We start from the raw sequence: 26473 nt of genomic DNA on the forward strand, positions 1-26473 counted from the left end.
TATACAGTTTTATAACTCGATTTGGTACGAATGAAAATGGGAAAATTGGGCTGCGTACGATTCTGGAAAGCGGCTCGCAAAAATAAAAATCGTTCGCGTAATAACTATTTTCTCGTCAGTCTCAGGTGTATGTTGTTTGAAAAATAAGCGCGAATGATATACTGGAGGTATATGTGAGTATGATGGCTGGGATGGATATGGGCAGAATTTTACTCGATTTATCAGACGATGTGATTAAACGGCTTGACGATCTCAAGGTGCAACGCAACCTGCCTCGTGCAGAACTCTTGCGGGAGGCCGTTGAGCAGTATCTGGAAAGACAGGATCGGGCTGAGACCACAATTTCGAAAGCATTGGGGCTCTGGCAAGGCTGTGAGGAAGATGGCGTTGAATACCAACGTAAACTTCGTGAGGAATGGTAATGGTCAAAGGGTCTGCGCTTTTTGATACCAATATCCTCATCGACCTGTTTAGCGGTCGAATTGAAGCGAAACATGCGCCGGAAGCGTATCCGCCACAGAATGCGATTAGCCTTATCACATGGATGGAAGTGATGGTGGGTGCTAAGAAATATCATCAGGAAAACCGCACGCGCATTGCATTAAGTGCGTTCAATATTATTGGCGTAACACAGGAAATCGCGGAACGAAGCGTCATTGTCAGGCAGGAGTATGGCATGAAACTCCCGGATGCGATCATCCTGGCCACTGCTCAAGTCCATCGTTGTGAGCTTGTGACGCGTAATACAAAAGACTTTGCCGATATTCCGGGAGTGATCACGCCGTATCACTTGTAGACCGGACGGCAAACTTCGCCCGGTCTGAGTAAAAAACTTATTCCCCTTCCCCCGGGAACAGGAACGGGTTGATGGAACTGCGGGCGAACCCTTCCTGCTCCATGCGCGCGTCCAGCACCAGCGAGGCGAGGTCGTCGGCCACTGCTTCTACTTTCGGGTCTTTTTCCTGATAGAGAATCTTCAGGTAAGTCCCGCAATCGCCGCAGCTTTCGGCTTTCACCGCAGCCTGCTCATTTTCCAGCGACCAGTAGTGTAAGTCGCGGCTCTGTTCGCAGTTACTGCATTTTACGCGCACGACGTGCCATTCGGTTTCGCACAGGTTACAGTGCAGATAACGCAGCCCCTGCGTGGTGCCGATCTGCACCATGCTGGAGACCGGCATCGAACCGCACACCGGGCAATACTGGCGCGCTTCACCGTATTCCGCGCGGGCTTTGCCTGGAATCAAGCTGGCCATTTGCGCCCAGTAAAGGGAGAGCGCGGCCCAGATAAACGGGGCTTTATCGCTGCTGACGGAGGCAAAATCCGAGGCAAACAGCGCGCTGGCCATCTGCTCCAGCTCCTGCTCTGAGGCTTTCTCCAGGTTCTCAATCACCGCCAGCGCGGGGCCGCTCATCTCGGGTTTTAGCTCGGCAATCAACGAATGCAGCAGTTTTTGCCAGTGCTTATCACGCGGCAACACGTGGATATCCAGCGGCGGCTTGCCCTGGTCGTTCGCTTCTTTAATACGTGCGGTCAGATCCATCTCCAGCGGATGGTCGTACAGCACCACTTCCTGCGCGTGCGCGATAAGCGCGGCAAAGCGCAGGTAATCGCCCAGCGGGTTATTTTCAGCCAGCTCGCGCAGACGTTCGGCGCGGCGGTTGTAGACGTTTTTGAGTCGGGGGAACAATAACGGCGGAATCATATCCGCCGTACGTTTCTCGCTCGACCCCAGCTCATCTTGCGGGATTATGCGAATACTCATTCAGTTTCTTTTTCCGTTGTCTTGCGGACTTCTCGGTACCAGCGCGGGTGATGTTTCTTCGCCCACGACCGGGTTACCCAGCCTTCCACCATCGCGGTAATGGTGCCTTTCACCCAAAGGGCGGCGTAGATATGCACCATGATAACCACAATTAACGCTACTGCGGCAAAAGAATGCAACATTAACGCGAATCGGATCACCGGGATTGAGAAAGCAGGCGCAAAGTACGGACGCCAGATAATTACCCCGCTCACCAGCAGCAGCACCAGGAGGATAATCGCCGCCCAGAATACGCATTTCTGACCGAAATTATAACGCCCGGTGTCACCCACTTCCTCGTTGACGACGATCTTACGAATATTCTTCGCCCAAAAGATATCATCCCGATTGATTAGATTGTGGTGCCAATAACGGAAAAACATGATGATGAACGAGGCAAACATAACCACGCCCACAAACGGGTGCAGAATTCGCGCCAGTTGCGGGGTGCCCATGATATGCATCAACCAGTTGAAGGATGGGAATAAAAAGCCCAGCCCGCTCACCGCCGCCAGCACGAAGCAGAAGGCGACGATCCAGTGGTTGATGCGTTCCGGCGCCGTATAGCGCACGATGGTGTCACGTCGTTTCATTTGCGCACCTCGTCTTTCTCTTCATGCAGGTTGTCATCTTCCTCTTCCGCGCGGTTCGGACCGACGCCGACATAGTGGAAGACGCTGGCGGCAAAGGTCGCGGCAAAACCGAACGCGGCGAGCGGTTTCCAGACGCCTTTCCAGAACTTAACGGTTTCGCTGATTTCCGGGTTCTCCGGCAGACCGTGATACAGATTCGGCTTGTCGGCATGATGCAGCACGTACATGACATGCGTACCGCCTACGCCCGCCGGATCGTACAGACCCGCGTTGTCATAACCACGGGTTTTTAGTTCCGCCACCCGCTCGCCCGCCAGCGTTTTCATATCCTCTTTCGAGCCAAAATGAATGGCGCCGGTTGGACAGGTCTTCACGCAGGCCGGTTCCTGGCCGACCACCACACGGTCAACGCACAGCGTACATTTATAGACGCGGTTGTCTTCCGGGTTAAGGCGCGGCACGTTGAACGGGCAGCCAGCGATACAGTAGCCGCAGCCGATACACTGCTCGGACTGGAAGTCGACAATACCGTTAGCGTACTGAATGATCGCCCCTTCCGCCGGACATGCCTTCAGGCAGCCGGGATCGGCGCAGTGCATACAGCCATCCTTACGGATCAGCCACTCCAGTTTGTCGTTCTGTTCCACTTCCGAGAAGCGCATCACCGTCCAGGATTTCGCGGTCAAATCAGCCGGGTTGTCATACACCCCGACGTTATTGCCCACTTCATCACGGATGTCGTTCCACTCGGAGCACGCCACCTGACACGCTTTACAGCCGATACAGGTGGTGACGTCGATGAGTTTCGCCACCTCTTCCTGGTGGTCCCGCGCCTGGGGCGCGGGGGTGAAACCGTTAGTGGCGGAACGACGAATGATGTCTTGCGATTGATAAGCCATAGGTCGTCTCCGTTACACCTTTTCCACGTTCACAAGGAAGGATTTAAACTCCGGCGTTTGCGTGTTCGCATCACCGACGAAAGGCGTTAACGTATTGGCGATAAAGCCTTTTTTCGCCACGCCTTCGTAGCCCCAGTGAATAGGAATACCGATGGTATCGATATCCTTGCCGTCCGCTTTCAGCGTGCGAATACGCTTGGTCACCACCGCTTTGGCTTTGATATAGCCGCGGTTCGAGGAGACCTTCACGGTATCGCCATGCGCGATACCGAGCTTATTCGCCAGCTTCTCGCCAATTTCCACAAACTGTTCCGGCTGGGCGATAGCGTTAAGCAACGCGTGCTTGGTCCAGTAGTGGAAGTGCTCGGTCAGACGGTAAGTGGTTCCGACATACGGGAACTTATCCGCTTTACCCAGCGCGTCGGCATCGTCTTTAAAGATACGGGCGGCAGGGTTAGAGATAACGTTCGGGTGCAGCGGGTTAGTGCCCAGCGGCGTTTCAAACGGCTCGTAGTGTTCCGGGAACGGCCCTTCCGCCATCTTATCGATAGCAAACAGGCGGCCCATCCCTTCCGGCTGCATGATAAACGGTCCGACGTCGCTGCCGGGCGCGGCGGCGCTGTAGTCCGGAATATCCCATCCGGCCCATTTTCCGCCTTCCCATTTCAGTAGCTGACGTTTCGGGTCCCAGGGATTACCCTGCGGATCGGCGGAGGCGCGGTTATAGAGGATGCGGCGGTTAAGCGGCCATGCCCATGCCCAGCCCAGCGTGTTGCCGAGACCAGACGGGTCGGCGTTATCACGACGCGCCATCATGTTGCCTTCCGGCGTCCAGCTACCGGCGAAAATCCAGCAGCCGCTGGACGTCGTACCGTCATCGCGCAGTTGCGCGAACGAACTGAGTTGTTGGCCTTTCTTCACCACCACCGCGCCGGTTGCCGGGTCGATAAGATCGGCCAGCGCTTTACCGTTACTTTCCATCGCCACTTCTTCAGAGGCGGGTTCGTATGGTTTGGTGTAGTTCCAGGTCATATTCAGTACCTGTTCCGGGTTGGCGCCGCCCTGTTCAGAGTACATCTTACGCAGGCGTAAGAAGATACCGGCGAGGATTTCGCCGTCGGTCATGGCAATTCCCGGGGCGTCCGCGCCCTTCCAGTGCCACTGTAACCAGCGACCGGAGTTAACGATGGAACCATTTTCCTCGGCAAAACAGGTGGAAGGCAGACGGAACACTTCGGTCTGGATTTTTGCGGGATCAACGTCGTTCGACTCACCGTGGTTTTGCCAGAAGGTGGACGTTTCGGTGTTGAGCGGATCGATAGTCACCAGGTACTTCAGTTTGGAAAGCGACGCGACCACTTTGTTTTTGTTCGGGAATGAGGCCACCGGGTTAAAGCCCTGGCAGATATAGCCGTTGACCTTACCCTGTTTCATCATCTCGAAGTACTGCAACACGTCGTACCCTTTGTCCCACTTCGGTAGCCAGTCAAAGCCCCAGCTATTTTCCGCTGTCGCTTTATCACCAAAGAAGGCCTTCATCATCGAGACGAAGAATTTCGGATAGTTGCCCCAGTAGTTGACCTGATCCTTCAACAATGGCTTCGGCGTATTGGCAGCCAGATAGGTTTGCAAATCGGTCTGTTTTTCGCTCGGCAGCGTCAGGTAGCCCGGCAGACTTTGCGACAGCAGTCCTAAGTCGGTCAGTCCCTGAATGTTGGAGTGACCGCGCAGGGCGTTAACGCCGCCGCCCGCCATCCCCATGTTACCGAGCAGAAGCTGGATCATCGCCATAGTACGGATGTTCTGCGCGCCGATGGAATGCTGCGTCCAGCCCAGCGCGTACAGGAACGACGCGGTTTTATCTTTTGCGCTGGTTTCTGCAATGTACTCGCACACTTTCAGGAAGTCCGCTTTCGGCGTACCGCAGATATTTTCTACCACGTCCGGTGTATAGCGTGAGACATGCTGTTTCAACAGATTCCAGACACAGCGCGGGTGTTGCAGTGTCGTATCGCGTTTGGCAAAACCGTTTTCGTCCAGCTCATAGTGCCAACTGGTTTTATCGTACTGCCGCTTGTCGGCGTCATAGCCGGTGAACAGACCATCATCGAAGCCAAAATCTTCACGCACGATCAGGCTGGCATTGGTATAGGCCTCGGTGTATTCACGGTTGTATTTTTCGTTAGTCAGCAGATACAGCATCACGCCTGACAAGAAGGCAATGTCAGTACCAGAGCGTATTGGCGCATAGAAATCGGCCACCGACGCGGTACGCGTAAAGCGCGGATCGATCACAATCAGCTTCGCGCCGTTGTGAATTTTGGCTTCCATCGCCCAGCGGAACCCGACCGGGTGAGCTTCTGCGGCGTTACCGCCCATCACCACGACGAGGTTGGCGTTCTTGATGTCGACCCAGTGGTTGGTCATCGCACCGCGACCAAATGTTGGAGCAAGACTTGCTACCGTTGGTCCGTGTCAGACACGCGCCTGGTTGTCGACCGCGAGCATACCCAGCGCGCGGGAGAATTTTTGCGTTAAATAACCCGTCTCGTTACTGGATGCGGAAGCGCACAGCATCCCGGTGGTGAGCCAGCGGTTAACGGTAACGCCTTCGGCGTTCTGCGCCTGATAGTTGGCGTCGCGATCTTCCTTCATCAGTTTAGCGATGCGGTCAAACGCTTCTTCCCAACTGATCTGTTGCCACTTATCTGAACCCGGCGCGCGGTATTGCGGGAATTTCAGGCGGCTTTCAGAGTGGATAAAGTCCACCAGACCGGCCCCTTTTGGGCACAGCGCGCCACGGCTTACTGGATGATCCGGGTCCCCTTCGATATGGAAAATAGATGCTTTGGCGTTTTTCGCACCGTCGCCGAGGCTGTACATCAACAGCCCGCAGCCAACGGAACAGTAGGTGCAGGTGTTACGGGTTTCGCGGGTGCGCAGCAGTTTATATTGCCGTGTTTCCGCTAGCGCTACGCCGGACGCGAAGCCCAGTGCCGCCGCCGTGGTGCCTGCCATACCGCCAGCGCAGATCTTAAAGAACTGCCTTCTGCTGACCTGCATGGTTTGCTCCTTGTTTCGACATTGTCACTTCTCTTTCACATTTCTCTATCCGAAACGCTCAGGGAGTGGTTGTTATTTTTCTTTGCGGACGGGCCCGCAAAGGTTCAGAATTGGATAAATTTTCCTCCATCCGGGAGGAGTTGTAACAGAATACCATAATGTTGGTGTGTGTGTTCTTATATGGTTAAAAGAAAGTGAACAATATACTGTCTGAAGAAGTCCTAAATGTGACTGATTTCACAACCTCACGCCAGTTGACTCTCTGGAAACGCGAGGATTTGCAGTCCCCCCAACTTGATGATGTTGCCGAGGAAGTGCCAGTGGCACTGGTGTATAACGGCATTTCGCATGTCGTTATGATGGCCTCTCCGAAAGATCTGACGCATTTTGCAATGGGGTTTTCTCTGTCGGAAGGGATCATTGACAGCCCGCGTGAAATCTATGGCATGGACGTTGTACCGTCCTGTAACGGACTTGAAGTGCAGATTGATCTTTCCAGCCGTCGATTTATGGGGCTGAAAGCGCGTCGTCGCGCGCTGGCCGGACGTACCGGTTGCGGCGTATGTGGCGTGGAACAGCTCAATGACATCGGTAAGCCGGTGCAACCGCTGCCGTTTAGCCAAACGTTTAATCTCGGTAACCTTGATCGCGCGTTAAAACATCTGAATGATTTTCAACCGACGGGTAAGCTGACGGGTTGTACGCACGCTGCGGCATGGGTCATGCCGTCGGGTGAACTGGCGGGGGGCCATGAAGATGTCGGACGCCACGTTGCGCTGGATAAACTGCTCGGCCGCCGCGCTACGGAAGGTGAGGAATGGCGGCAAGGCGCGGCGCTGGTTTCCAGTCGTGCGAGTTACGAAATGGTGCAGAAGTCCGCGATGTGCGGCGTTGAAATTCTGTTTGCCGTCTCTGCCGCAACGACGCTGGCGGTCGAGGTGGCTGAACGCTGCAATCTGACGCTGGTGGGGTTCTGTAAGCCGGGTCGGGCGACGATTTATACCCATCCGCAGCGGTTAATCGCAGACTAAAATAGTACCCTCTACATTTGCGTAAAATATATATTTTCTCAATTTTACAGCCTCTCTTGATAACGGAATCACGTATAGTGGAGAGGCCATACAGGTTTTAATCGTTTTTATGCTGGACCGCAGCTTATTCCAGCCATTCACGAGGCGCTTGCTACCCGGTAATACTTCGAACGAAAAAAGCGCCCCTGGGGCGCTCTTTTGGCAGTCGCTAACGACTTATTTGCTCAGTTTAGCGGTTATATGCACGCGATTTGCAGCGTGAAAAGCTTAGAACTCACGCTCAAGATGATAGCCATTATAGGTATCGATGAGTTCGTTATAAGCTTTAACCACAGCCTCATAAGAACCATCTACCATATCGCCGCTGCCGCTATTGAGGTAGTCCTGCTCATGCGAGGTATACGCCACGTTATCGCGCACGCGCCGAATGCGTTTTTTCACCTTGCCCTGGAATTTTTCCAGCTCAGAAATAAAACCAGGGAAGCTACGATGTTTATCTATATCAACGTTGATCTTCTCGTTTAGCTTCTGAGTATGCTCTTCAAAATCAGCGAGCTGTTTGCTTACTGCCGCCACATCAAAAGAATCATCAGCTACAGCGTCATTAAGCGTCTCGGCTTCCTGCATCGTCAAAAGCGTATAGTACTTAATGGATTTACCTTCTTTCTTCTCGGTCGCCTTAATTTCATTAGCCGCATGCTGCCCACTCATAATGGTAATCTCGGCGATATATTTCTTCGCAATGGGATCAAACTCATCGAACTGTTTTATAAACGTTTTATGGAACGCTTTAGCGCCAGCAAAGGCATCATCCTTGAAGTTATCTTGATCATAGTATTTATTCATACTATTGATTGTTTCAGCTAGTGGCCCAGCCGCATTAATAAATGCCAGAGCAGCACTATCCAGAGAGGCAAACGCCGGCTTTAATTCAGCCGCCGCCTTGATGTCTTTCCGGCAGTCCTGGATAAATGCAGGATACACAGGAACCAGCGGAGAGGGATCGTCTTCCTTACCGGTAGGACCGGTGCGGAAATCGTCGAATGTGTTAGCATAACGATTTACAGCACGGTAAATATCTGCCTGGAGATTATTATAACAATCAATGTAAACATTCAGCTTTTGGTTAAGAACATCGTTCGCATCTGCGCTTTCCGCTGATGTGGGTTGTGTATTGCTCGCTGATGAGTCCGCACTCTGAGCTACAGGTTGTTCGTCCGCTTTTTTTTCATCACAAGCGCTTAGCCCGGCAGTCATCAGCATAGCGATAATAATTGATGATAACAAATCCTTTTTCATTAGAATAACCTATAAATAATATCATTGAAATTTACAGATTCATTTTAATGAAAAAAACAGGTATGTGATTTATTCAACACAAAAAATACTTAATCCATATTTCATTATAATTAACATTATCAATATCAATGTGTTCGTTAAAATAAGAGAACCCCAACGTAAATATACAAAAGGCAATTAAATGAAAAGGAATTTATTATCCTCAGCGATAATCATTGCGCTAATGACCCTGGGCGCAACAGGATGTGATGACAATAATGTTAAAACCGAGGCGACGCCGGCCGCCAGCAGTCAGCCTGCGACGCCAGCGCCTTCTCAGACGCCGCGCAATCTGGCGAAAGTCCAGCGCAGCCCCCAGCAGCGAAGCCAGAAACGGCAACTCAGCCCCCGGCGGCGAAGCCAGAAACGCCAGCTCAGCCGGAGGTTGACGCTGAAGAAGTTTATAGTGAAAAAATGGATGTCTATATCGATTGTTTTAATAAACTTCAATTGCCCGTTCAGCGCAGTCTGGCGCGTTACGCGGATTGGGTGAAAGACTTTAAAAAAGGTCCGACAGGGAAAGAGAGCCTGGTTTATGGCATTTATGGTATTACGGAGTCTTACATAACGAATTGCCAGAAAGAGATGAAACAGGTGGCCGCCTTAACGCCATTACTTGAGCCTATTGATGGCGTTGCCGTTAGCTATATTGATAGCGCCGCCGCGCTGGGTAATACCATTAACGAAATGGAAAAATATTATACCTAGGAAAACTATAAAGATGATGCCTTTGCTAAAGGTAAGGCGCTGCATCAGACATTACTGAAGAATATCGAGGATTTTAAACCCGTCTCGGAAAAATATCATGAGGCTATACAGGAAATAAATGACAGGCGGCAATTGACACAGTTGAAGAGAATAGAAGAAGCGGAAGGCAAAACATTTAACTATTATTCTCTGGCTGTCATGATTTCGGCAAAGCAGATCAACAAGGTTATTTCTGCCGATACCTTTGATGCCGAAGCGATGATGAAAAAAGTCGCGGAACTGGAAACAATGATTGCGCAATTGAAAGAAGTGAATACTGATGGCCGTAATTCTTCTTTCATCAGCTCTGCGGCTGATTATCAGCTACAAGCTAAAAAATATATTCGTCGCATCAGAGACAATGTTGAGTATTCTGATTTTGAAAAGAAACGGGTGCAGGACCCTGCAACAGGATGGATGGTTGCGGATTCTTATCCGGCGTCGTTGAGAAGTTATAACGAGATGGTGGATGATTATAACCGCCTGCGTTGAGTGACGGCACATTAACTGCGCGCAGGCTGGCGCAAGTGCCTATAAAATTACGCTATAACGCCAATAAAAAGCGCCGATCAGGCGCTTTTTTCGTTCATGTATTCTTCATCAGGCAATATCTGTAAAAATAGCTGACGTAAACATTAACTAAAGAGAGTTATTAGAAAAACCAGTAATCTGAAGCTATCACAAGATGTTGACGTCACGCTGGAAGGTACTGGTAGTGTCATTGAGGATCGGCATTTATATGGAAAGCATTTATCCCCCTGATGCGAAAGTTCTGGGCCACTTCAGCATAGGGCGGCCCAGCCTTCATCACTTATAGGGTGTCACGTCCAACTATTCTGTAAGACGTTAATTAATACCCGCCATTCGTAATAACGCGGTCACCACTGCAGCGGCGATAATCACCACAATAAGCGGCATTTTACGCCAGGCTAAAAATACGGCGAAGCCAACCCCAAGAACGCGCGCCATTCCGGCAAAATGTTCGCCTTCGTAAAAGGTGGTCGCCAGCGCGACGGAGAATAGCAGCACCGTTGCCGCATCCGAGAGCAGCGCCTGTGAACGCTCAGACAGCGCCAGACGGCTGCCAAGTTTCGCGCCGCCGAGGCGCATCAAATAGGTTCCCGCAGACAAAAGAGCAATACCGATAATAAATAGCGTCATATTGCCCATTATTTTTTCCTCGCCAGTAGGCCAAGCAGCGAAAGCAACACCGGCAATCCGGCAGCCACAAAGGGAACGGCGGCAAGCGACAGCGCGGCGCCGCTGCAACCACGAATCAATGTGGTGCGGTTTTTAAACGCCGGGATCACCAGCGCCAGTAAGATTGCCGGGAATACGGCATCCAGACCGATGGTTTCTGGGGCCGGGAGCAGTTTGCCGACACCTGCGCCAATCAGTGTGCCAATCGGCCAGAATAGGGCGACGCCCAGACCGCATAGCCAGTAGGCGGCTTTACGTTGTTCGGGTGTTTTTTGCGACAGGCCGAACACCACGCTCTCATCATTCATAATATGGCAGCCGAAAAAGCTGGCGGCGCGGGTGCCAACCAAATCGCGCACCGTTACGCCAAACGGCACGTGGCGCGCATTCACCAGCAGTCCTGCCGCCGCCGCCGCTAACGGATTGCCGCCGCTGGCAACAATGCCGATAAACATAAATTCGGACGCGCCCGCCAGCACAAAAATAGAGAGGACAAACGGCACCCACAGTGGGAAACCGTAGGCCATCGCCAGTGAGCCATAGGACATGCCGACGACGCCCACGGCCAGGCACACTAAAAATATCGCTTTTATCGTGTCTCCTTTGAGACAGGAAAAATAGTGTTTCATCTTCTTTAGTCATATCGAACGAATTTTCATTATAATGAACGGAACAGATTTGCTTTACAAGACGAACATTTCGTTCGTTATAGTGAACGTTGGATGCTTTATGACACAACCTATTAGCGTCATTGCCAGAAGCCTGGTACGCGAACGCCAGCGAACCGGACTGTCGCTGGCGGAGATTGCGCGGCGCGCAGGCATCGCTAAATCTACGCTTTCACAACTGGAAGCAGGGAACGGCAACCCCAGCCTGGAGACGTTATGGTCGCTATGCGTCGCGCTCGACATTCCCTTTGCCAGGCTGCTGGAGCCGCAGGTACAAAAAACGCAGGTGATTCGCCGCGGAGAAGGCACCAAAGTGGTGGCGGAGCAGGCGCATTATCAGGCGATATTACTGGCGGCGTGTCCGCCCGGCGCGCGGCGTGATATCTATCTGCTGTTGACGCAGCCGGGGGCCGACCGGATCTCTCACCCGCATCCGCCGGGGTCGGTGGAACATATTATTGTTACGCAGGGAAAAGCCCTCGTCGGCTTAACCGAGGCGCCGGAAGAGCTGGCGGAGGGCGATTACATTTGTTATCCCGGCGATCAGGCGCATATCTTTAAAGCGCTGGAACCGGATACTCAGGCTATCCTGGTAGCGGAGCAGAATTGAAATTGCCGGATGGCGGCGTAACCGCCTTATCCGGCCTACAAAAAATAAAACCGTAGGCCCGGTAAGCTTGCGCCACCGGGCACACGACTTACTGCAGATAGAACACCTCTTTTAGCTCTGCGCTGACCGGGCTGTTATCCGGATTCGCGGGCATAACGTCACGCATATGTTTCCACCAACGCTGGCAAACGTCGGTGCTGGCAACGGCGTTCCAGCGCTCCTCGGATTCAATCTCAACGGTGGCGAACAGCAGATTGCGCTCCTGATCGAGATAAATCGCGTAGTGATGCGCGCCGTGAGATTTTAATACGGCTTCCAGCTCCGGCCAGATAGGGTTATGACGACGCTGATACTCCTCGTGCGCGTCGGCATTTACCTGCATCACAAAGGCTTTGCGGATCATAACGCCTCCAGGTACAGCCCGCGAACTTCATCGCGGCTGGCGGTGCGCGGGTTACACGGCGCGCACGGGTCGGCGAGGGCTTTATCCAGCCAGCCTTCGATATCTTCTTTTGTGACGCCCAGCTTGCTGAAACCTTCTGGAATGCCGACGCGTTTGCTCAGCGTACGGATAGCGTTAATCGCTTCCTGACTTGCGGCTTCGTCAGACATACCGCGCGTCTCCACGCCCATCGCCTGTGCGATGCGGGCAAAACGCGCGACGGCGTTCGGACGGTTAAAGTTCTCGACAATTGGCAGCAGGATAGCGTTGCAGACTCCGTGCGGCAGGTTGTGAGTTGCGCCCGGCTGGTGCGCCAGCGCGTGAACCAGCCCCAAACCGGCGCTGTTGAACGCCATACCCGCCAGGTACTGGCCGAATGCCATTTGCTCACGGGCTTCGAGGTTATGGCCATCGTCAACCGCTTTCGGTAGCCACACATTGATTAAGCGAATCGCTTCCAGCGCGTTAGCGTCGGTGAGCGGATGCGCGCCAACGGAGACATAGGCTTCCACCGCATGGGTCAGGGCATCCATGCCGGTTGCGGCGGTCACAGAAGCGGGGATTTCCAGCATAACGCTGGCGTCATCCACGGCAATATCCGGGATGATGTTCGGGTCGATGATCACCTCTTTGACCTTACGGGCAGAGTCGATAATCACCGCGTTGCTGGTCATCTCTGCCGCGGTACCTGCCGTAGTGTTAATCGCTACCAGCGGTACGCCGGCGTTTTTCACTTTGCCGACGCCGGAGTAGGCGGTAGATGGACCTGGGTTGGCGGTCAGAATTTTCATCGCTTTTGCGGTATCGATCGGGCTGCCGCCGCCGAAGGCGATAATGTAGTCACATTCTGCGCTCTGATATGCCGCAAAACCTTTCTGCACCAGCTCTTCTGTCGGGTTTGGGAACACCTCATCAAACAGGTGGTAAGACATTTGATGTTCATCCAGTGCGCTAAACAGGCTATCCAGCAGGCCCAGCTTTACCAGTTGACCATCGGTAACGATCAGCGCTTTGCCCCATTGCTTATTCGCCACGAGGTTCACCATATCGGCAATCGCTCCAGCGCCATGCAGGCTAATTTTTGGCAGTGCCAACATAAAGCTCATCACTATTCTCCTTAAAAAAATTCCCTGTTGCCCGATGGCGCTACGCTTATCGGGCCTACGGTAAAATGCGCACCGACCTGTAGGCCGGATAAGGCAAAGCCGCATCCGGCGTTGAGTTGGGAGGTATCAGTACAGCGCTACGGCGCTGGCCAGAGGCGTCACACCAAAACGTTTGCCGAGTGCGACCAGTTCTTCGCGCGTGATGGTCTGCTTCATACCGCCCATCGAATAGATTTTGACTAATACCTCAGCGGATTTCTCTGCGGTATCTATCAAACCGAAGGTTTCATCCAGCGTAGGTCCGCTTCCGAACACGCCGTGGAACGGCCACAGTACCAGCGAATGTTTCTGCATTTCTTGCGCGGTGGCCTGGCCGATTTCATCGGTGCCTGGCACCATCCACGGCAGAATGCCGACACCGTCCGGGAATACCACCAGGCATTCGGTGCTGCCTTCCCACAGTTTGCGGGTGATCAGCGCAGTGTTGTTTTCCAGTACGTAGGTGAGGGCGATCAGGTTAGTCGCATGGCAATGCATAATGACGCGGTCTTTGCCGTGGGTGGCTTTGATGCGTTCGCAGTGGGAAAGGAAATGCGCCGGGAGTTCAGAGGTGGGTACCGCGTCGTGGGTTAAGCCCCACAGAATGTGGTAGCCTGCGCCGTCGCTGTCGATTTTGACCACGCCTAAATTGGCTGCCGGATCGAGCTGCACGTTGCGAAAGAATTTGCCGGAACCGGTAACGATAAACGGCGTATTCGCCAGCAGCGGCATGGGTTGACTTAGCGCGATATAGCGCGGTTTTTCGTGGAAATTAGCCGCAAAAGGCGCGATATCGGTTTCATCCAGACGCAGCGTCAGGTTACCGCCATTACGTTCGTCCCACCCTTTCAGCCACGCATCAGACGTGGCTTTAATCATGCCCTGGACAAACCAGGAATCGGTAATATTTTGCATGTTCGTGTTCCCATTCATTGCCCGAAGGTTATTCGGGTCTTACGTAGGCCGGATAAGCGCAGCGCCATCCGGCAATCGTGTTTCATTTATTGCCGGATGGTGACGCGGGCGTCTTATCCGGCCTACAGATCAGGTGTCGCTGTCAGCTACGTTTGCTCAGGATCTCTTTTTCGTAGGTGCGAACGCTGTCCAGCCACTGGCTGCCAGCCGGCGTGTCGTGACGCTGGCAATACATTTCCCAGACGGCCTGCCACGGCAGAGATTTCTGCTCTTCCAGTAGCGCCAGACGCGCGGTGTAATCGCCGCTGGCCTCAAGCTGACGCAGTTGATCTGTGGGTTCCAGCAGAGCGCGCAGCAGCGCTTTTTTCATGTTGCGGGTACCGATAACCCACGCGGCGACACGGTTGATAGAGGCGTCGAAGAAATCCAGACCGATATGCACACGGTCGAACAGGTTATGACGGACGATCTCGCTGGCAATTGCCTGGGTTTCATCGTCCAGGAGCACCACGTGGTCGCTATCCCAGCGTACCGGGCGGCTGACGTGCAGCAGCAGCCGTGGCACATAGAGCATGGCGGCGGAAATTTTGTCGGAAATCACTTCAGTGGGATGGAAGTGGCCCGCATCAAGGCACAGCGCGGTCTGACGGCTGGTGGCGTAGCCCATGTAGAACTCATTGGAGCCGACGGTGTAGCTTTCCGCGCCGATGCCAAACAGTTTGCTCTCAACGGCGTCGATGTGGTGCGCCGGGTCGAATTTCTCGCTAATGACCTCATCCAGCGCTTCCAGCAGGCGCTGGCGCGGGGCTAAACGGTCGACGGTAATGTCTTTCATGCCGTCCGGAATCCAGATGTTCATCACCGACGGCGTACCGAGCTGCTCACCAAAGTATGCCGAGACGCGGCGGCTGGCTTTGCAGTGATCGATCCAGAACTGGCGAATTTTCGCGTCTGGATGAGAGAGGGTAAAACCGTCAGCGCTCAGTGGATGAGAAAAACAGGTGGGGTTGAAATCCAGCCCCAGCCGGTTCGCTTTCGCCCACTCCACCCAGTTTTTAAAATGCTCCGGTTTGATCTGGTCGCGAGCAACCGGCGTATCCGACTCAAGGTAAATGGCGTGTAGGTTCAGCCGTTTTGGGCCTGGGATCAGACGCAGCGCCTGTTCCAGATCGGCGCGCAGTTCGGTGGCATTACGCGCTTTGCCCGGATAGTTGCCGGTCGATTGAATTCCGCCCGTCAGCGAACCTTCCGGGTTCTCGAATCCGGCAACATCGTCGCCCTGCCAGCAGTGCATGGAAACCGGCAGGCGATCGAGCTGGCGCAGCGCCTCCTCGACATCAATACCTACTGCGGCGAAACGTTGTTTTGCCAGTTCCCAGGCTTGTTCCAGTTGAGTGGTCATGCGCAAAGCTCCTTTGTCTGTCGTTTGGGTTGAAACTGCGCAACGTGGCGGGCAATTTCACTATCAGGATTAGAGATATAGGTTGTCAGGTCGTAGTTAGCGCTGACGACCTGACGGAAGTCATCGACGTTGTTTAATTCGTCGAGGGTCATAAGCTGAATACCAATATTGCCAAGGGTGGAGGCTTCAACCGGCCCGGCCATCACGCGAATGCCACATGCATCGGCGCACAACTGGTTGAGTAGCGCGTTTTGGCATCCGCCGCCGACAATATGCAGTTGGGTAAATTTTTCGCCGCGCAGATTTGCCAGTTCGTGCAGAATGTCGGCATACAACAGCGCCAGACTGTCGAAAATGCAGCGCGCCAGTTCGGCATCGCTGACGGGAACGGGCTGGTCGGTCTCGCGACAGGCGGCCTGGATTTCAGCGCGCATATCGTCAGGATTGATAAAGCGATCGTCATTCGGGTTAATCAGGAAACGGCAGGCCGGCAGCGCTTCTGTTTGGGCGATAAGCGCAGGCAGATCGGTAATGCGCCGTTCTTTCAGCACACGCTGGAGCAGCCACAAACCCATAATGTTTTTCAGTGCCCGATAACGCCCTTCCGCGCCGCCTTCGTTGGTGATATTGGCAGCCAGCGCCTCGTCAGTGGTGTAGGGCATTTTGCTTTCAAAACCCATCAATGACCAGGTGCCTGAAGACAGGTAAGCGCTATGTTTATTTGCCAGCGGAGAGGCAATAACGGCGCTGGCGGTATCGTGGCTGGCGACGGCTACCACCGGAATACGGTTGCCCTGCGGGCAAATCCAGTCGCCGATAACATTGCCAGGGTGCGAGGGGCGACCGAACCAGCTCTTTTTCGCGCCAGTCCACGCCAGCAGGGTATCGTCCCAGTCATCGGTATTGATATTGACCAACTGGGTGGTCGTGGCGTTGGTGTATTCCCAGTTCATTTCACCGGTCAGGCGGTAGCTGAAATAATCGGGCATCAGCAGCGCATGAGCGACCTGCGCCGTTAACTCAGGCTGTTGTTTCGTCAGCGCGCGTAGCTGATAGATGGTGTTAAACGGCAGAAACTGAATCCCGCTGCGGCGATAGATTTCGCTTTTGCCGATCTGGACCAGCGCTTGCGGCATGATGCCCGTGGTACGGTTATCGCGGTAGGAGACCGGCAGGCCGACACGCTGACCTTGTTTATCCAGCAGGACATAATCGACGCCCCAGGTGTCGATGCCGATGCTGTCGATAAGAATGCCTTCATTGCAGACTTTCTTCAGACCAAGACGGATATCCTTTTCCAGACTGTCGATGTCCCAGGTGTCAAACCCGTCTGTTTTTTGTAGGCAGTTCACAAAACGGTGAATTTCACGTAGCGTCAGGGTACGGTGTTTGCTGTCGTAACGCGCCAGCATCACGCGCCCGCTGGATGCGCCGAGATCAACCGCGACACAATGGCGAAAAGTCATAATCAGGTCCTTCTTAGAGTCATTGCGCACAGTCTAAAAAAGCCCTCAAAGACCTACCTTCTCGTTACTGACAGGAAAATGAGCCGCTGGCAACAAGGCAAAGATGAACGTGATAGCGTTCACAGTTTCTACTAATAGGCCGGTGTGATGTCGTCCGCATTTCCCGCTTTTTCCCGCCTTTTCTTGAAAAAAAGACCATGTTTGCGCGCTTTAGCGTCAAAAATTTAAGGTGAGGCCGATAACCCTTAATTACTATTCGGACATGTTGAATTCAGGAGGAAGCAACCATGACCGTACTGCATAGCGTGGATTTTTTTCCATCAGGTAAAGCGCCCGTGGCGATTGAACCTCGTCTGCCGCAAGCCGCTTTTCCTGAACATCATCATGATTTTCATGAAATCGTGATTGTGGAACACGGTACGGGCATTCATGTATTCAACGGGCAGCCGTATACCATCAGCGGCGGTACCGTGTGTTTTGTTCGCGATCACGACCGGCATTTATATGAACATACCGACAACCTATGCCTGACGAATGTACTGTGGCGTTCACCGGACGCCTTCCAGTTCCTGGCGGGGTTGGATCAATTGCTGCCGCAGGAGCAGGATGGTTACTATCCTTCTCACTGGCGGGTGAATCAGAGTGTGTTGCAGCAGGTGCGCCAGTTGGTCGGTCTGATGGAGCGCGCCGGAGACGGCATGGATGCGCCTGCCGTGGCGAATCGCGAAATTTTGTTTATGCAACTACTGGTGTTGTTACGCCGCAGTAGCCTGATGGAAGGCGCGACCAATAACGACGCCAAACTCAACCAACTGATGGCATGGCTGGAAGACCATTTTGCGGAGGAGGTCTGCTGGGAGGCGGTAGCTGAACAGTTTTCGCTGTCGCTACGCACGCTGCATCGTCAGCTTAAACAGCATACCGGGCTGACGCCGCAACGTTACCTTAATCGCCTGCGTTTGATCAAAGCCCGGCATTTATTGCGCCATAGCGATCATAGCGTGACAGAAATCGCGTACCGCTGCGGTTTTGGCGACAGTAACCACTTTTCGACTCTGTTTCGCCGAGAATTTAACTGGTCGCCGCGGGATATCCGTCAGGGACGCGATGCGATAATCCAGTAACGCGAACGCTATCAACGTTTTCGTCGCCAATATGCTGATAATTATACCCTTTAATACCGGATGGCGGCTGCGCCTTACCTGGCCTACGGCGGCGAGCGGTAGACAGAATAAGCGTAGCGCCATCCGGCAAGCATTCAACATGAGGTGCTGCGGTGGCAAATCAGTTAATCCTTTTGAAAAAAGATTTTTTTACTGATGAGCAGCAGGCCGTTACGGTTGCCGATCGCTATCCACAGGATGTTTTTGCGGAACATACGCATGAGTTTTGTGAACTGGTGATGGTCTGGCGGGGCAATGGCCTACATGTTCTTAATGAGCGCCCATACAGAATTACCCGCGGCGATCTGTTTTACATTCGTGCTGAAGACAAACACTCCTATACCTCCGTTAACGATCTGGTGCTGCAAAATATCATTTACTGCCCGGAGCGTTTGAAACTCAATGTAAACTGGCAGGCGATGATTCCCGGCTTTCAGGGAGCGCAGTGGCATCCTCACTGGCGGCTGGGCAGTATGGGAATGAATCAGGCGCGGCAGGTCATTAACCAGCTTGAACATGAGAGTAATGGACGCGATCCGCTGGCGAATGAGATGGCGGAATTGCTGTTTGGTCAACTGGTAATGACGTTAAAACGGCATCGCTACGCGACCGACGATCTTCCGGCAACCTCCCGAGAAACCCTGTTGGATAAATTAATTACCGCTTTGGCTAATAGCCTTGAGTGTCCCTTTGCGCTGGATGCGTTTTGCCAGCAGGAACAATGCAGCGAGCGGGTGCTGCGGCAGCAGTTTCGCGCCCAAACCGGGATGACGATTAATCAATATTTACGCCAGGTCCGTATTTGCCACGCGCAGTATCTGCTTCAGCATAGCCCGCTGATGGTTAGCGAGATTTCGATGCAGTGCGGTTTTGAAGATAGTAATTATTTTTCAGTGGTGTTCACGCGGGAAACCGGGATGACGCCGAGCCAATGGCGTCATCTCAGTAATCAAAGCGATTAACTGGCCATGCCTAAACCGACAATATTTGCCGCGATAATAATTACCACGCAGCCGAGGCTTAATACGGCAACGGGACGGCGGCCAGCATTTTTCCACTCTTTTAGCACCAGACCGACAAGCCCCCCGCACAGCACATAGAAGCTCATGTGCAGCATCCAGCTCATGTAGTCATATTGCGCTGGAATGCGCGCGTGACCCCAGGCATAGAAAAAGAACTGCAAATACCACATCAGACCGCCAAGCGCGGACAGCAGAATATTGCTGATAATCAACGGTCTTGCCAGCGAGAAGTCGGCTTTTATCGACAGATTTTGTACTTTTGCCAGGCGGATAAAACAGAAACCGAGGTTCACCAGCGCGCCGCCGCCCATAATCACCACGTAACTCGGCAGCGCGACATAGAGCGGGTCAACGCCAAGCGCGGCAGCAGCTTCATGCATCGGTTTCGCGGCGTTCATGGCAAAAGACATTCCCGCCGAGAAAATACCGCACATCACTGCCAGCAGAAGCCCTTTCTTCAGATTGAACTCCTCCGCTTTAATGCCCATTTTGCGTTCTTTTAACTGTCCGGCGCGCGTCACAATCCCGACGCCGATCAGCGCGACAAAAACGCCAAGTAGCGTCATGCGTCCCCCTTCGGTATGAATTAACACATCGAAGTTACCGTTGATGATAGGCGTCATCAGCGTGCCGACGATAAGCGTAATGCCGATAGCGATGCCGATACCCATCGACATGCCGAGATAACGCATGGTCAGGCCGTAGTTAATATTGCCGATGCCCCACATGGCGCCGAACAGAAAAACCGGTAAAAGGGTGGAGAGGTTAAACTGCCCATAATAGGCCCAGAAATCAGGCAGTAACAGAGCGCTAATTGTCCACGGCAGAATAAGCCATGAGACGATGCCGCCCACTGACCACATGGTTTCCCATGACCACTGTTTCACTTGCTTGAACGGGGCATAGAAGCAGGCTGCACTGGCCGCCCCTATCAAATGCCAGAAAATACCCATCGTAATCGCGTTACTCATGACATGTTCCTCATTATTTTTTATGGACGGGATACCCCTTCCGTTTGCATGAGTTTAAAAATTACGCAGCCTGGTAACCTTATAACGATTGCCGCCGTTGGGTGTATTCTGGCAATCAGCACGTTAATGAAGTGATTAACTTCACGTTTTAAAAAAGTCGGAGCGCATCGTGACCGTCTGGATGTTATTTAAATCAGTGGGTAATATTTGTTTTCTAAAATACCTTCATCATAACGACACGAAACGACTTAGCTGGCAACAATGCAAAGAAAACGCTGCGTGAGGTCACATAATGGGAATAGTCTGACTTACCGTTTGATAAAAGGGTAGTTATACAGTAATTATTTGGTTGTTTTATTTGTATTTACAATTTAAATATATTGAAATTAACGTTAGGAATCAATTAAATATAAATATAAGGAAATCCCTATATTGGCGTTGTTGATGGTGTTTTGATTTTTATTTTATATGACGAATATGAATTTCATTTATTTTATTTTGCTTTTTGAACATTATCCCAATTTTAAATTAAAGATCTTTGTCTATATTGTCGCCATTCACATTGCGTATTATGGTTGTAACGGTCTGACATGAAACAACGTTTTAATTTTAAATTAAATGGATTCTGTTATGAGAAAATCTCTTTTCTTACTATTACCTCTTGTTGTAACAAATGCGCATGCAGTATATGTCGATGTTCGTCATGAATATCTTGATGACAGTAAAGCTAACTATGACCGTGCGTATATTTCTCATCGGTTTGCGAATGGTGTTGGTTTTGCGATAGAAGCTATCTCAAAATCAGGCGGGGATGACACCAATAAAGCGTTTAATGACCTGGAAACACAGGGTAACGAATATACGATAAGTTACCAATTTAAAACCGGTGATGTCGCCTGGCAACCGGGTTTCGTGCTGGAAACAGGCAACGGTTACTCTACCTATAAGCCTTACTTCCGCGCGACGTGGACATTAAATGAAAGCTGGTGGGTTGGTGCGCGCTATCGTTTTGAATATGTACGCCGTTCTTCTGATATCCGTGATGATGATACCATCAATCGTATGGATGTCTGGGCGGGTTATAAATGGAACAACTTTGACTGGACAATCGAAGGAATTTATAAGAAAGCTGATAAATATGATCTTTACGATGGCGGCAAAGATAACTATGAATATAACTTCAGAACTGCCTATATTATTGACCAATGGTCGCCATTCGTTGAGGTAGGTAATGTTTCCGTCAATAGCAACAGCGATGAAAGACAAACCCGTTTCCGCGTGGGTATAGGCTACACATTCTAATCATTATCCCTGTTTATTATTTATTCCCTTTTCCGGCTACTTTATAGGTAGCCGGTTTTTTTTACCTGGTGATGACCTGCGGATAATTATTATCGTGCGTTGGCCGGATAAGACGCGAATCGCCATCCGGCAACGAGATGCGCAGGAAACTATGCGCTTACATGATGCCCAGTAGACGGGGTAAAAACAGTGTGATTTCCGGAATGTAGGTAATTAATAACAGAACGCCGATAATCGCGCCGTAAAAAGGCAGCAACGGTTTAATCACTTCCTCAACTTTGACCTTACCGACGCTCGCCCCGACATATAAACCACTGCCAACTGGCGGCGTAATGGTGCCAATCGCCAGGTTATAGATCATGATAATGCCAAAATGCACCGGATCGACGCCCAGTTTAGCCATGATCGGCAGCAGAATCGGGGTAAAAATCAGAATGGCCGGACCGATATCCATAAATGCGCCGATAATCAACAAAAAGACGGTAATGACTAACAGGATAACCAGTTTATTGGCGGAAATACCGAGGATCATATCGCTCAGCGCCGCAGGAATATTGGTGATCGACATCGAGAAGGACATCGCCGAAGAGGTTGCCAGCAGGAACATGATGACCCCGGTCATTACCACTGTCTGGAGCAAAATCGAAGGCAAATCCTTAATTTTCAGCGTGCGGTAAAACACCATCGTCAACAATAATGTATACACCACGGCAATCGCGGAGGCTTCAATGGCGGTGAAAATCCCCTGCACAATGCCGCCGACGATAATCACGATCAGCAGCAGGCTGGGAATGGCCTCAACGGCAACTTTTAGCGCCATGCCTTTTTGGACGGTGAAGAAAACCCGATAATTTCGACGCTTAGCGACCACCAGCGTGACCAGCATACAGCCAACGCCCCACAGCACTCCCGCGACCAGACCGCCGGCGAACAGAGCGGCAATCGATGTTCCCCCGCTTGCCAGCGCATAAAGGATAAAAGCCGTGGTGGGCGGAATTAACATTCCCGTCGGCGCGGAGGCGATATTCACCGCGGCCGCAAAGCCGCGATCGTAACCTTCGCGCGCGCTCATCGGCACCATCACGCCGCCGATGGAGGTTGAGGCGGCAATCGCCGATCCGGAAATTGCACCGAACATCATATTGCCGACGATGTTGGTATAAGAGAGCGAGCCGGGCAGTTTGCCAGTAAACAGTTTGGCAAAATTGACCAGCCGGGCGGCAATTCCCCCGCTATTCATGATCACCCCGGACAAAACGAAGAACGGCACGGCCAGCAAGGCAAAACTGTCCAGGCTGGAGAACATTTTTTGCGCGGTGGCGAACATCGAAATATCGAAAGGTAGTACCAGCATCATGGTGCTGAAAGAGGCGATAACGATGCAGATCCCAATAGGCGCGCCCATGGCCAGTAAAACAACAAAGACGGCAATTAGCGTACAGGACGCAAAAATAGGGTCAATCATGTGATTTCTCCAGAGTGTGCTCAGTGGTATCCGTGGCGGAATGGATAGCTTTCAGGGCGTCAACGATATTCAGCAGCCCATAGAGGATGATCAGTACGCCTGCGCAGGGGAGCGCGTAATAAATTTTCCCCATCGGAATGCCCAGCGCAGGGGAGATTTGCAGCATAGAAATCGCAGAAATCTTTAAGCCGCCGATAATCAATACCCAAATGGAAAACGCGATAAAAATGACCTGCAGAATAATATCCCACCAGCCACGAATCGTCGGCGACACCTTATCCAGTAAGAGAGTCAGGCTGATATGCTGTTTCTGACCGGCGACAAAAGCCATGCCCAGCATTGATACCCACACCAGGAGAAATCGCAGCATCTCTTCGGTAAGGGTGCTGGGAACGCCCAGAATGTAGCGGCTCACCACCTGCCAGCAGGCGATGCCAACCATTATCGCCAGCACCAGGCAACAGATAGCGCCCAGCAATAAATCAAGTCCTTTTCTGAATGTGTTCATCTTAATTTCCTGATTAGATTAATTTTTTGCTGTCTGGATACGTTGATACAGCCCGTAAAGCCGCGGTTTGTTTTTCAGGCCGTCGTAAATAGGCTGTACTGCCTTCTGGAAGGGTTTTTTGTCGATCTCGTAGAATTCAACGTTGAAATCTTTTACCGCCGCCAGCCTGGTTTTCTCTATTTCCTTGTCCCATGCGGCTTTCTCAAATTCGATCGACGCCTTGATGGCGGCTTCGACGATGCGCTGCTGTTCCGGCGTCAGCTTTTCCAGCGTGAGGGTACTCATTAGCAGGATATCGGGAATGCGGGTGTGCATATCGTAGGTGTAATAACGGGCGACTTCGCCGTGGCGGGCGATGGTGAGAGCGAACTCATTGTTTTCCGCGCCGTCGAGAATGCCTTGTTGTAACGAGGTATAGACCTCCGCCTGGCTCATGGCGATGGGCGAAGCGCCCAGCAGTTTGAGAGTTTGGATCGCCGTCTCACTCTGCATGACGCGGATCTTCTTCCCGCGTAAATCCTCAATGCGTTTAACCGGCGCTTTGCTCATATAAAAATTACGCGCGCCGGAATCATACCAGCCTACGCCGACAAACCCCTGCGCGGCGGTGGACTGATAAACAGGCTCCATCACCTGTGGGTTATCCATTACGCGGTAGTATTCATCGACGGTGGCAAACAGGTAGGGAAGTGAGAACACGCCGTACTCAGGCGAAAAACTCTCCATCAGCCCGGACGACACTTTAGTGATGTCGACGACGCCGACCTGCGTCAACTCCACCAGTTCGCGCTCGCCGCCAAGCTGTCCGTCCGGGAAGTACTGTACTTTGATATCGCCGCCCGTTTTCTCTTCAACTTGCTGCCCCAGGAAGTGCAACGCATCTTTTACCGGCTGGCTATTTTCAGCGTAGGCCAGGCGCAAAATGGTTTCGCCGTGGGAGAAGAAAGAGAGTGTGGAGAGTAAGGCCAACGTAGCCAGACGTATAAAACCAGGTTGCTTCATAATTCCCTCGCAATTGTAATAATTTACCGTGAATGTAATTGCATGGTGAAATTATAACCTTCTTGATTTTGCCACCGCTGACAAAAATTGGCACCAAAAGAAAGATTTTGAAACCCTGTTTCACATTTCATGATTTCCAGGAATTCATCAACAGGCGGTTTCGGTTGGAGGCGTAAAAAACGATTTTTTTCAGCGGATGCCGTAACGTTTATAACCCTGGAAAAAGTACGGCATTGATAATCATTTTCAATATCATTTAATTAACTATAATGAACCAACTGCTTACGCGGCGTTAACACTGTGCCGCTCGACAATAATGGAGATGATTATGAGTTATACACTGCCATCCCTGCCGTACGCTTATGATGCACTGGAACCGCACTTCGATAAGCAGACGATGGAGATTCACCACACCAAACACCATCAAACCTATGTCAACAACGCTAACGCGGCGCTGGAAAACCTGCCTGAGTTTGCTGACCTGCCGGTTGAAGAACTGATTACTAAACTGGATCAGGTGCCAGCGGACAAAAAAACCGTGCTGCGTAACAACGCGGGCGGCCACGCTAACCACAGCCTGTTCTGGAAAGGGCTGAAAAAAGGCACCACTCTGCAGGGCGATCTGAAAGCGGCTATCGAGCGTGACTTCGGTTCCGTTGACAACTTCAAAGCTGAATTCGAAAAAGCAGCAGCAACCCGTTTCGGCTCCGGCTGGGCGTGGCTGGTGCTGAAAGGCGACAAACTGGCTGTGGTTTCTACCGCAAACCAGGATTCCCCGCTGATGGGTGAAGCCATTTCCGGCGCTTCCGGCTTCCCGATCCTGGGCCTGGACGTGTGGGAACACGCTTACTACCTGAAATTCCAGAACCGCCGCCCGGACTACATCAAAGAGTTCTGGAACGTGGTGAACTGGGACGAAGCAGCAGCGCGTTTCGCCGCTAAAAAATAATTTGCATTGCACGTCTGTAGAAGCGAGTCTGATGACTCGCTTTTTTTGTATCCGCGTAAGGAGCAGCAGATGCATTATCCGGTTGACGTGTTTATTGGCAAAATTCGTGACTATGACGGCAGCCGCCCGAGCGCTATCGCCAAGGTGCAAATCGACGGCGAACTCATGCTGACCGAGCTCGGTCTGGCAGGCGATCAGCAGGCCGAAAAGAAAATCCACGGCGGCCCCGACCGCGCGCTATGCCATTACCCCCGCGAACACTATGCTGATTGGATTCGCCAGTTCCCCGAGCAGGCGACGCTGTTTTGCGCCCCGGCGTTTGGCGAGAATCTGTCGACGAACGGAATGACCGAACACAACGTGTTTATTGGCGACATCTACCGCTGGGGCGAGGCGTTGATCCAGGTCACTCAGCCGCGCTCTCCATGCTTTAAACTTAATTTCCACTTTGCCATCAGCGACATGGCCCTCCTTATGCAGAACAGCGGAAAAACCGGCTGGCTGTATCGGGTCATTGCGCCAGGTAAGGTCTCCAGCGATGCGCCGCTGGAACTGGCGTCGCGTCTGAGCGATGTCTCGGTTCATGAAGCGGGTGTTATCGCCTGGTCTATGCCGTTTGATGACGAACAATATCACCGGCTGTTGAGCGCCGCCGGGCTGTCGGCGAGCTGGAGCCGCACCATGCAAAAGCGTCGTTTGAGCGGCAAAATTGAAGATAGCGCCAGACGACTGTGGGGGGATAAAACTCCGCCAAAATGAAAGGAAGGATT

At 52.2% G+C, this 26473-nt stretch carries 25 protein-coding genes and 1 pseudogene; 10 read left to right on the plus strand and 16 right to left on the minus strand.

From position 1 onward, the window contains the following. Positions 1–179: 179 nt before the first annotated feature. Together J4728_RS18590 and J4728_RS18595 are read left to right on the plus strand one after the other, a co-directional pair. A complete protein-coding gene (locus J4728_RS18590) occupies positions 180–422 on the plus strand; it encodes a CopG family transcriptional regulator (protein WP_001523745.1) in 243 nt (80 codons plus the stop codon). Continuing rightward, positions 422–796, plus strand: coding sequence for a type II toxin-antitoxin system VapC family toxin (locus J4728_RS18595; RefSeq protein WP_208212212.1), 375 nt, complete (start codon positions 422–424; stop codon positions 794–796). Before J4728_RS18590 ends, J4728_RS18595 begins: the two co-directional genes overlap by 1 nt. Positions 797–833: 37 nt before the next feature. Here J4728_RS18595 and fdhE read toward each other — a convergent pair whose 3' ends face one another. From fdhE to fdnG, 4 genes are read right to left on the minus strand one after another with little or no spacing between them, the layout of a single operon-like run. Next, positions 834–1763 carry a formate dehydrogenase accessory protein FdhE gene (gene fdhE, locus J4728_RS18600; RefSeq protein ID WP_000027730.1) on the minus strand — a complete coding sequence of 310 codons (930 nt, stop codon included), beginning with the start codon at positions 1761–1763 and terminating at the stop codon, positions 834–836. Continuing rightward, the gene (gene fdoI, locus J4728_RS18605; protein ID WP_080154533.1) at positions 1760–2395 is read right to left on the minus strand and encodes a formate dehydrogenase cytochrome b556 subunit; all 636 of its coding nucleotides are present in this window, start codon (positions 2393–2395) and stop codon (positions 1760–1762) included. Before fdoI ends, fdhE begins: the two co-directional genes overlap by 4 nt. Next, positions 2392–3294: a formate dehydrogenase subunit beta gene (gene fdxH / locus J4728_RS18610; protein ID WP_000331364.1), complete on the minus strand. Its 903-nt coding sequence runs from the start codon at positions 3292–3294 to the stop codon at positions 2392–2394. Before fdxH ends, fdoI begins: the two co-directional genes overlap by 4 nt. A 12-nt stretch (positions 3295–3306) precedes the next feature. Continuing rightward, positions 3307–6357 (minus strand): formate dehydrogenase-N subunit alpha, encoded by a 3051-nt coding sequence (gene fdnG / locus J4728_RS18615; RefSeq protein WP_208212214.1) that lies wholly within the window; start codon positions 6355–6357, stop codon positions 3307–3309. A 194-nt stretch (positions 6358–6551) separates the two neighbouring features. Here fdnG and fdhD point away from each other — a divergent pair, with 194 nt between their 5' ends. Then, complete coding sequence (gene fdhD / locus J4728_RS18620) at positions 6552–7388, plus strand: formate dehydrogenase accessory sulfurtransferase FdhD (RefSeq protein ID WP_001059744.1); 837 nt, start codon at positions 6552–6554, stop codon at positions 7386–7388. Positions 7389–7655: 267 nt separating this feature from the next. Here fdhD and J4728_RS18625 read toward each other — a convergent pair whose 3' ends face one another. Further along, a complete protein-coding gene (locus tag J4728_RS18625) occupies positions 7656–8687 on the minus strand; it encodes a YiiG family protein (protein ID WP_000710966.1) in 1032 nt (343 codons plus the stop codon). Between the two features lie 181 nt (positions 8688–8868). Here J4728_RS18625 and J4728_RS18630 point away from each other — a divergent pair. Then, positions 8869–9965, plus strand: a pseudogene (locus J4728_RS18630) (DUF3829 domain-containing protein). A gap of 354 nt (positions 9966–10319) precedes the next feature. Here the strand turns inward: J4728_RS18630 and J4728_RS18635 are convergent. Next, the gene (locus J4728_RS18635) at positions 10320–10643 is read right to left on the minus strand and encodes an AzlD domain-containing protein (protein ID WP_000527677.1); all 324 of its coding nucleotides are present in this window, start codon (positions 10641–10643) and stop codon (positions 10320–10322) included. Beyond that, a complete protein-coding gene (locus J4728_RS18640; RefSeq protein ID WP_000683586.1) occupies positions 10643–11302 on the minus strand; it encodes an AzlC family ABC transporter permease in 660 nt (219 codons plus the stop codon). Before J4728_RS18640 ends, J4728_RS18635 begins: the two co-directional genes overlap by 1 nt. Before the next feature lie 100 nt (positions 11303–11402). Between J4728_RS18640 and J4728_RS18645 the strand changes: the two genes are divergently transcribed. Then, on the plus strand, positions 11403–11951 hold the full coding sequence (locus J4728_RS18645; RefSeq protein WP_001517951.1) for a helix-turn-helix domain-containing protein: 549 nt from the start codon (positions 11403–11405) through the stop codon (positions 11949–11951). An 88-nt stretch (positions 11952–12039) separates the two neighbouring features. Here the strand turns inward: J4728_RS18645 and rhaM are convergent, their stop codons facing one another. From rhaM to rhaB, 5 genes are all read right to left on the minus strand, one after another. Next, a complete protein-coding gene (gene rhaM / locus J4728_RS18650) occupies positions 12040–12354 on the minus strand; it encodes an L-rhamnose mutarotase (RefSeq protein ID WP_000619478.1) in 315 nt (104 codons plus the stop codon). Then, on the minus strand, positions 12351–13499 hold the full coding sequence (gene fucO, locus J4728_RS18655; protein ID WP_208212216.1) for a lactaldehyde reductase: 1149 nt from the start codon (positions 13497–13499) through the stop codon (positions 12351–12353). Before fucO ends, rhaM begins: the two co-directional genes overlap by 4 nt. Positions 13500–13625: 126 nt before the next feature. Further along, positions 13626–14453 carry a rhamnulose-1-phosphate aldolase gene (gene rhaD, locus J4728_RS18660; protein WP_001179696.1) on the minus strand — a complete coding sequence of 276 codons (828 nt, stop codon included), beginning with the start codon at positions 14451–14453 and terminating at the stop codon, positions 13626–13628. Between the two features lie 142 nt (positions 14454–14595). Continuing rightward, complete coding sequence (locus J4728_RS18665) at positions 14596–15855, minus strand: L-rhamnose isomerase (RefSeq protein ID WP_000211469.1); 1260 nt, start codon at positions 15853–15855, stop codon at positions 14596–14598. After that, the gene (gene rhaB, locus J4728_RS18670) at positions 15852–17321 is read right to left on the minus strand and encodes a rhamnulokinase (protein WP_208212218.1); all 1470 of its coding nucleotides are present in this window, start codon (positions 17319–17321) and stop codon (positions 15852–15854) included. The genes J4728_RS18665 and rhaB overlap by 4 nt, the downstream gene beginning before the upstream one ends. A 287-nt stretch (positions 17322–17608) precedes the next feature. On the opposite strand from rhaB, the gene rhaS reads away from it, so the two are divergent. Further along, positions 17609–18445, plus strand: a complete 837-nt coding sequence (gene rhaS / locus J4728_RS18675; protein WP_000217112.1) for an HTH-type transcriptional activator RhaS — start codon at positions 17609–17611, stop codon at positions 18443–18445. A 152-nt stretch (positions 18446–18597) separates the two neighbouring features. Further along, positions 18598–19446: an HTH-type transcriptional activator RhaR gene (rhaR, locus tag J4728_RS18680; protein WP_000013291.1), complete on the plus strand. Its 849-nt coding sequence runs from the start codon at positions 18598–18600 to the stop codon at positions 19444–19446. Here the strand turns inward: rhaR and rhaT are convergent. Further along, positions 19443–20477, minus strand: a complete 1035-nt coding sequence (gene rhaT, locus J4728_RS18685) for an L-rhamnose/proton symporter RhaT (protein ID WP_000063541.1) — start codon at positions 20475–20477, stop codon at positions 19443–19445. The genes rhaR and rhaT overlap by 4 nt on opposite strands. 618 nt (positions 20478–21095) lie before the next feature. Between rhaT and J4728_RS18690 the strand changes: the two genes are divergently transcribed. Continuing rightward, the gene (locus J4728_RS18690; RefSeq protein WP_000378721.1) at positions 21096–21779 is read left to right on the plus strand and encodes an oligogalacturonate-specific porin KdgM family protein; all 684 of its coding nucleotides are present in this window, start codon (positions 21096–21098) and stop codon (positions 21777–21779) included. A 157-nt stretch (positions 21780–21936) separates the two neighbouring features. On the opposite strand, the gene J4728_RS18695 is transcribed toward J4728_RS18690, so the two are convergent. From J4728_RS18695 to J4728_RS18705, 3 genes are read right to left on the minus strand one after another with little or no spacing between them, the layout of a single operon-like run. Then, positions 21937–23244 carry a TRAP transporter large permease gene (locus tag J4728_RS18695; RefSeq protein WP_000566800.1) on the minus strand — a complete coding sequence of 436 codons (1308 nt, stop codon included), beginning with the start codon at positions 23242–23244 and terminating at the stop codon, positions 21937–21939. Continuing rightward, a complete protein-coding gene (locus J4728_RS18700) occupies positions 23237–23752 on the minus strand; it encodes a TRAP transporter small permease (RefSeq protein WP_001091413.1) in 516 nt (171 codons plus the stop codon). The genes J4728_RS18695 and J4728_RS18700 overlap by 8 nt, the downstream gene beginning before the upstream one ends. Before the next feature lie 18 nt (positions 23753–23770). Then, positions 23771–24754: a TRAP transporter substrate-binding protein gene (locus J4728_RS18705; protein ID WP_000812816.1), complete on the minus strand. Its 984-nt coding sequence runs from the start codon at positions 24752–24754 to the stop codon at positions 23771–23773. 328 nt (positions 24755–25082) lie between these two features. Between J4728_RS18705 and sodA the strand changes: the two genes are divergently transcribed. Beyond that, positions 25083–25703: a superoxide dismutase [Mn] gene (gene sodA / locus J4728_RS18710; protein WP_000122632.1), complete on the plus strand. Its 621-nt coding sequence runs from the start codon at positions 25083–25085 to the stop codon at positions 25701–25703. 69 nt (positions 25704–25772) lie between these two features. Further along, complete coding sequence (gene yiiM / locus J4728_RS18715) at positions 25773–26462, plus strand: 6-hydroxyaminopurine reductase (protein WP_000559229.1); 690 nt, start codon at positions 25773–25775, stop codon at positions 26460–26462. Positions 26463–26473 lie beyond the last annotated feature (11 nt).

It is taken from the genome of Salmonella sp. 32070601201500089SM, assembly GCF_017573605.1.
Classification (GTDB): Bacteria; Pseudomonadota; Gammaproteobacteria; order Enterobacterales; family Enterobacteriaceae; genus Salmonella; species Salmonella enterica.

Excerpts from the sequence above, each read along its gene's own strand:
- fdoI (WP_080154533.1), bottom strand. The coding sequence starts at position 2,395 with ATGAAACGACGTGACACCATCGTGCGCTATACGGCGCCGGAACGCATC.
- rhaS (WP_000217112.1), top strand. The coding sequence starts at position 17,609 with ATGACCGTACTGCATAGCGTGGATTTTTTTCCATCAGGTAAAGCGCCC.
- J4728_RS18645 (WP_001517951.1), top strand. The coding sequence starts at position 11,403 with ATGACACAACCTATTAGCGTCATTGCCAGAAGCCTGGTACGCGAACGC.
- sodA (WP_000122632.1), top strand. The coding sequence starts at position 25,083 with ATGAGTTATACACTGCCATCCCTGCCGTACGCTTATGATGCACTGGAA.
- J4728_RS18595 (WP_208212212.1), top strand. The coding sequence starts at position 422 with ATGGTCAAAGGGTCTGCGCTTTTTGATACCAATATCCTCATCGACCTG.
- J4728_RS18690 (WP_000378721.1), top strand. The coding sequence starts at position 21,096 with ATGGATTCTGTTATGAGAAAATCTCTTTTCTTACTATTACCTCTTGTT.
- fdhE (WP_000027730.1), bottom strand. The coding sequence starts at position 1,763 with ATGAGTATTCGCATAATCCCGCAAGATGAGCTGGGGTCGAGCGAGAAA.
- J4728_RS18695 (WP_000566800.1), bottom strand. The coding sequence starts at position 23,244 with ATGATTGACCCTATTTTTGCGTCCTGTACGCTAATTGCCGTCTTTGTT.
- yiiM (WP_000559229.1), top strand. The coding sequence starts at position 25,773 with ATGCATTATCCGGTTGACGTGTTTATTGGCAAAATTCGTGACTATGAC.
- J4728_RS18700 (WP_001091413.1), bottom strand. The coding sequence starts at position 23,752 with ATGAACACATTCAGAAAAGGACTTGATTTATTGCTGGGCGCTATCTGT.
- J4728_RS18640 (WP_000683586.1), bottom strand. The coding sequence starts at position 11,302 with ATGAAACACTATTTTTCCTGTCTCAAAGGAGACACGATAAAAGCGATA.
- fdxH (WP_000331364.1), bottom strand. The coding sequence starts at position 3,294 with ATGGCTTATCAATCGCAAGACATCATTCGTCGTTCCGCCACTAACGGT.
- rhaD (WP_001179696.1), bottom strand. The coding sequence starts at position 14,453 with ATGCAAAATATTACCGATTCCTGGTTTGTCCAGGGCATGATTAAAGCC.
- J4728_RS18590 (WP_001523745.1), top strand. The coding sequence starts at position 180 with ATGATGGCTGGGATGGATATGGGCAGAATTTTACTCGATTTATCAGAC.
- rhaT (WP_000063541.1), bottom strand. The coding sequence starts at position 20,477 with ATGAGTAACGCGATTACGATGGGTATTTTCTGGCATTTGATAGGGGCG.
- rhaB (WP_208212218.1), bottom strand. The coding sequence starts at position 17,321 with ATGACTTTTCGCCATTGTGTCGCGGTTGATCTCGGCGCATCCAGCGGG.
- J4728_RS18665 (WP_000211469.1), bottom strand. The coding sequence starts at position 15,855 with ATGACCACTCAACTGGAACAAGCCTGGGAACTGGCAAAACAACGTTTC.
- fucO (WP_208212216.1), bottom strand. The coding sequence starts at position 13,499 with ATGAGCTTTATGTTGGCACTGCCAAAAATTAGCCTGCATGGCGCTGGA.
- J4728_RS18625 (WP_000710966.1), bottom strand. The coding sequence starts at position 8,687 with ATGAAAAAGGATTTGTTATCATCAATTATTATCGCTATGCTGATGACT.
- rhaM (WP_000619478.1), bottom strand. The coding sequence starts at position 12,354 with ATGATCCGCAAAGCCTTTGTGATGCAGGTAAATGCCGACGCGCACGAG.
- J4728_RS18635 (WP_000527677.1), bottom strand. The coding sequence starts at position 10,643 with ATGGGCAATATGACGCTATTTATTATCGGTATTGCTCTTTTGTCTGCG.
- J4728_RS18705 (WP_000812816.1), bottom strand. The coding sequence starts at position 24,754 with ATGAAGCAACCTGGTTTTATACGTCTGGCTACGTTGGCCTTACTCTCC.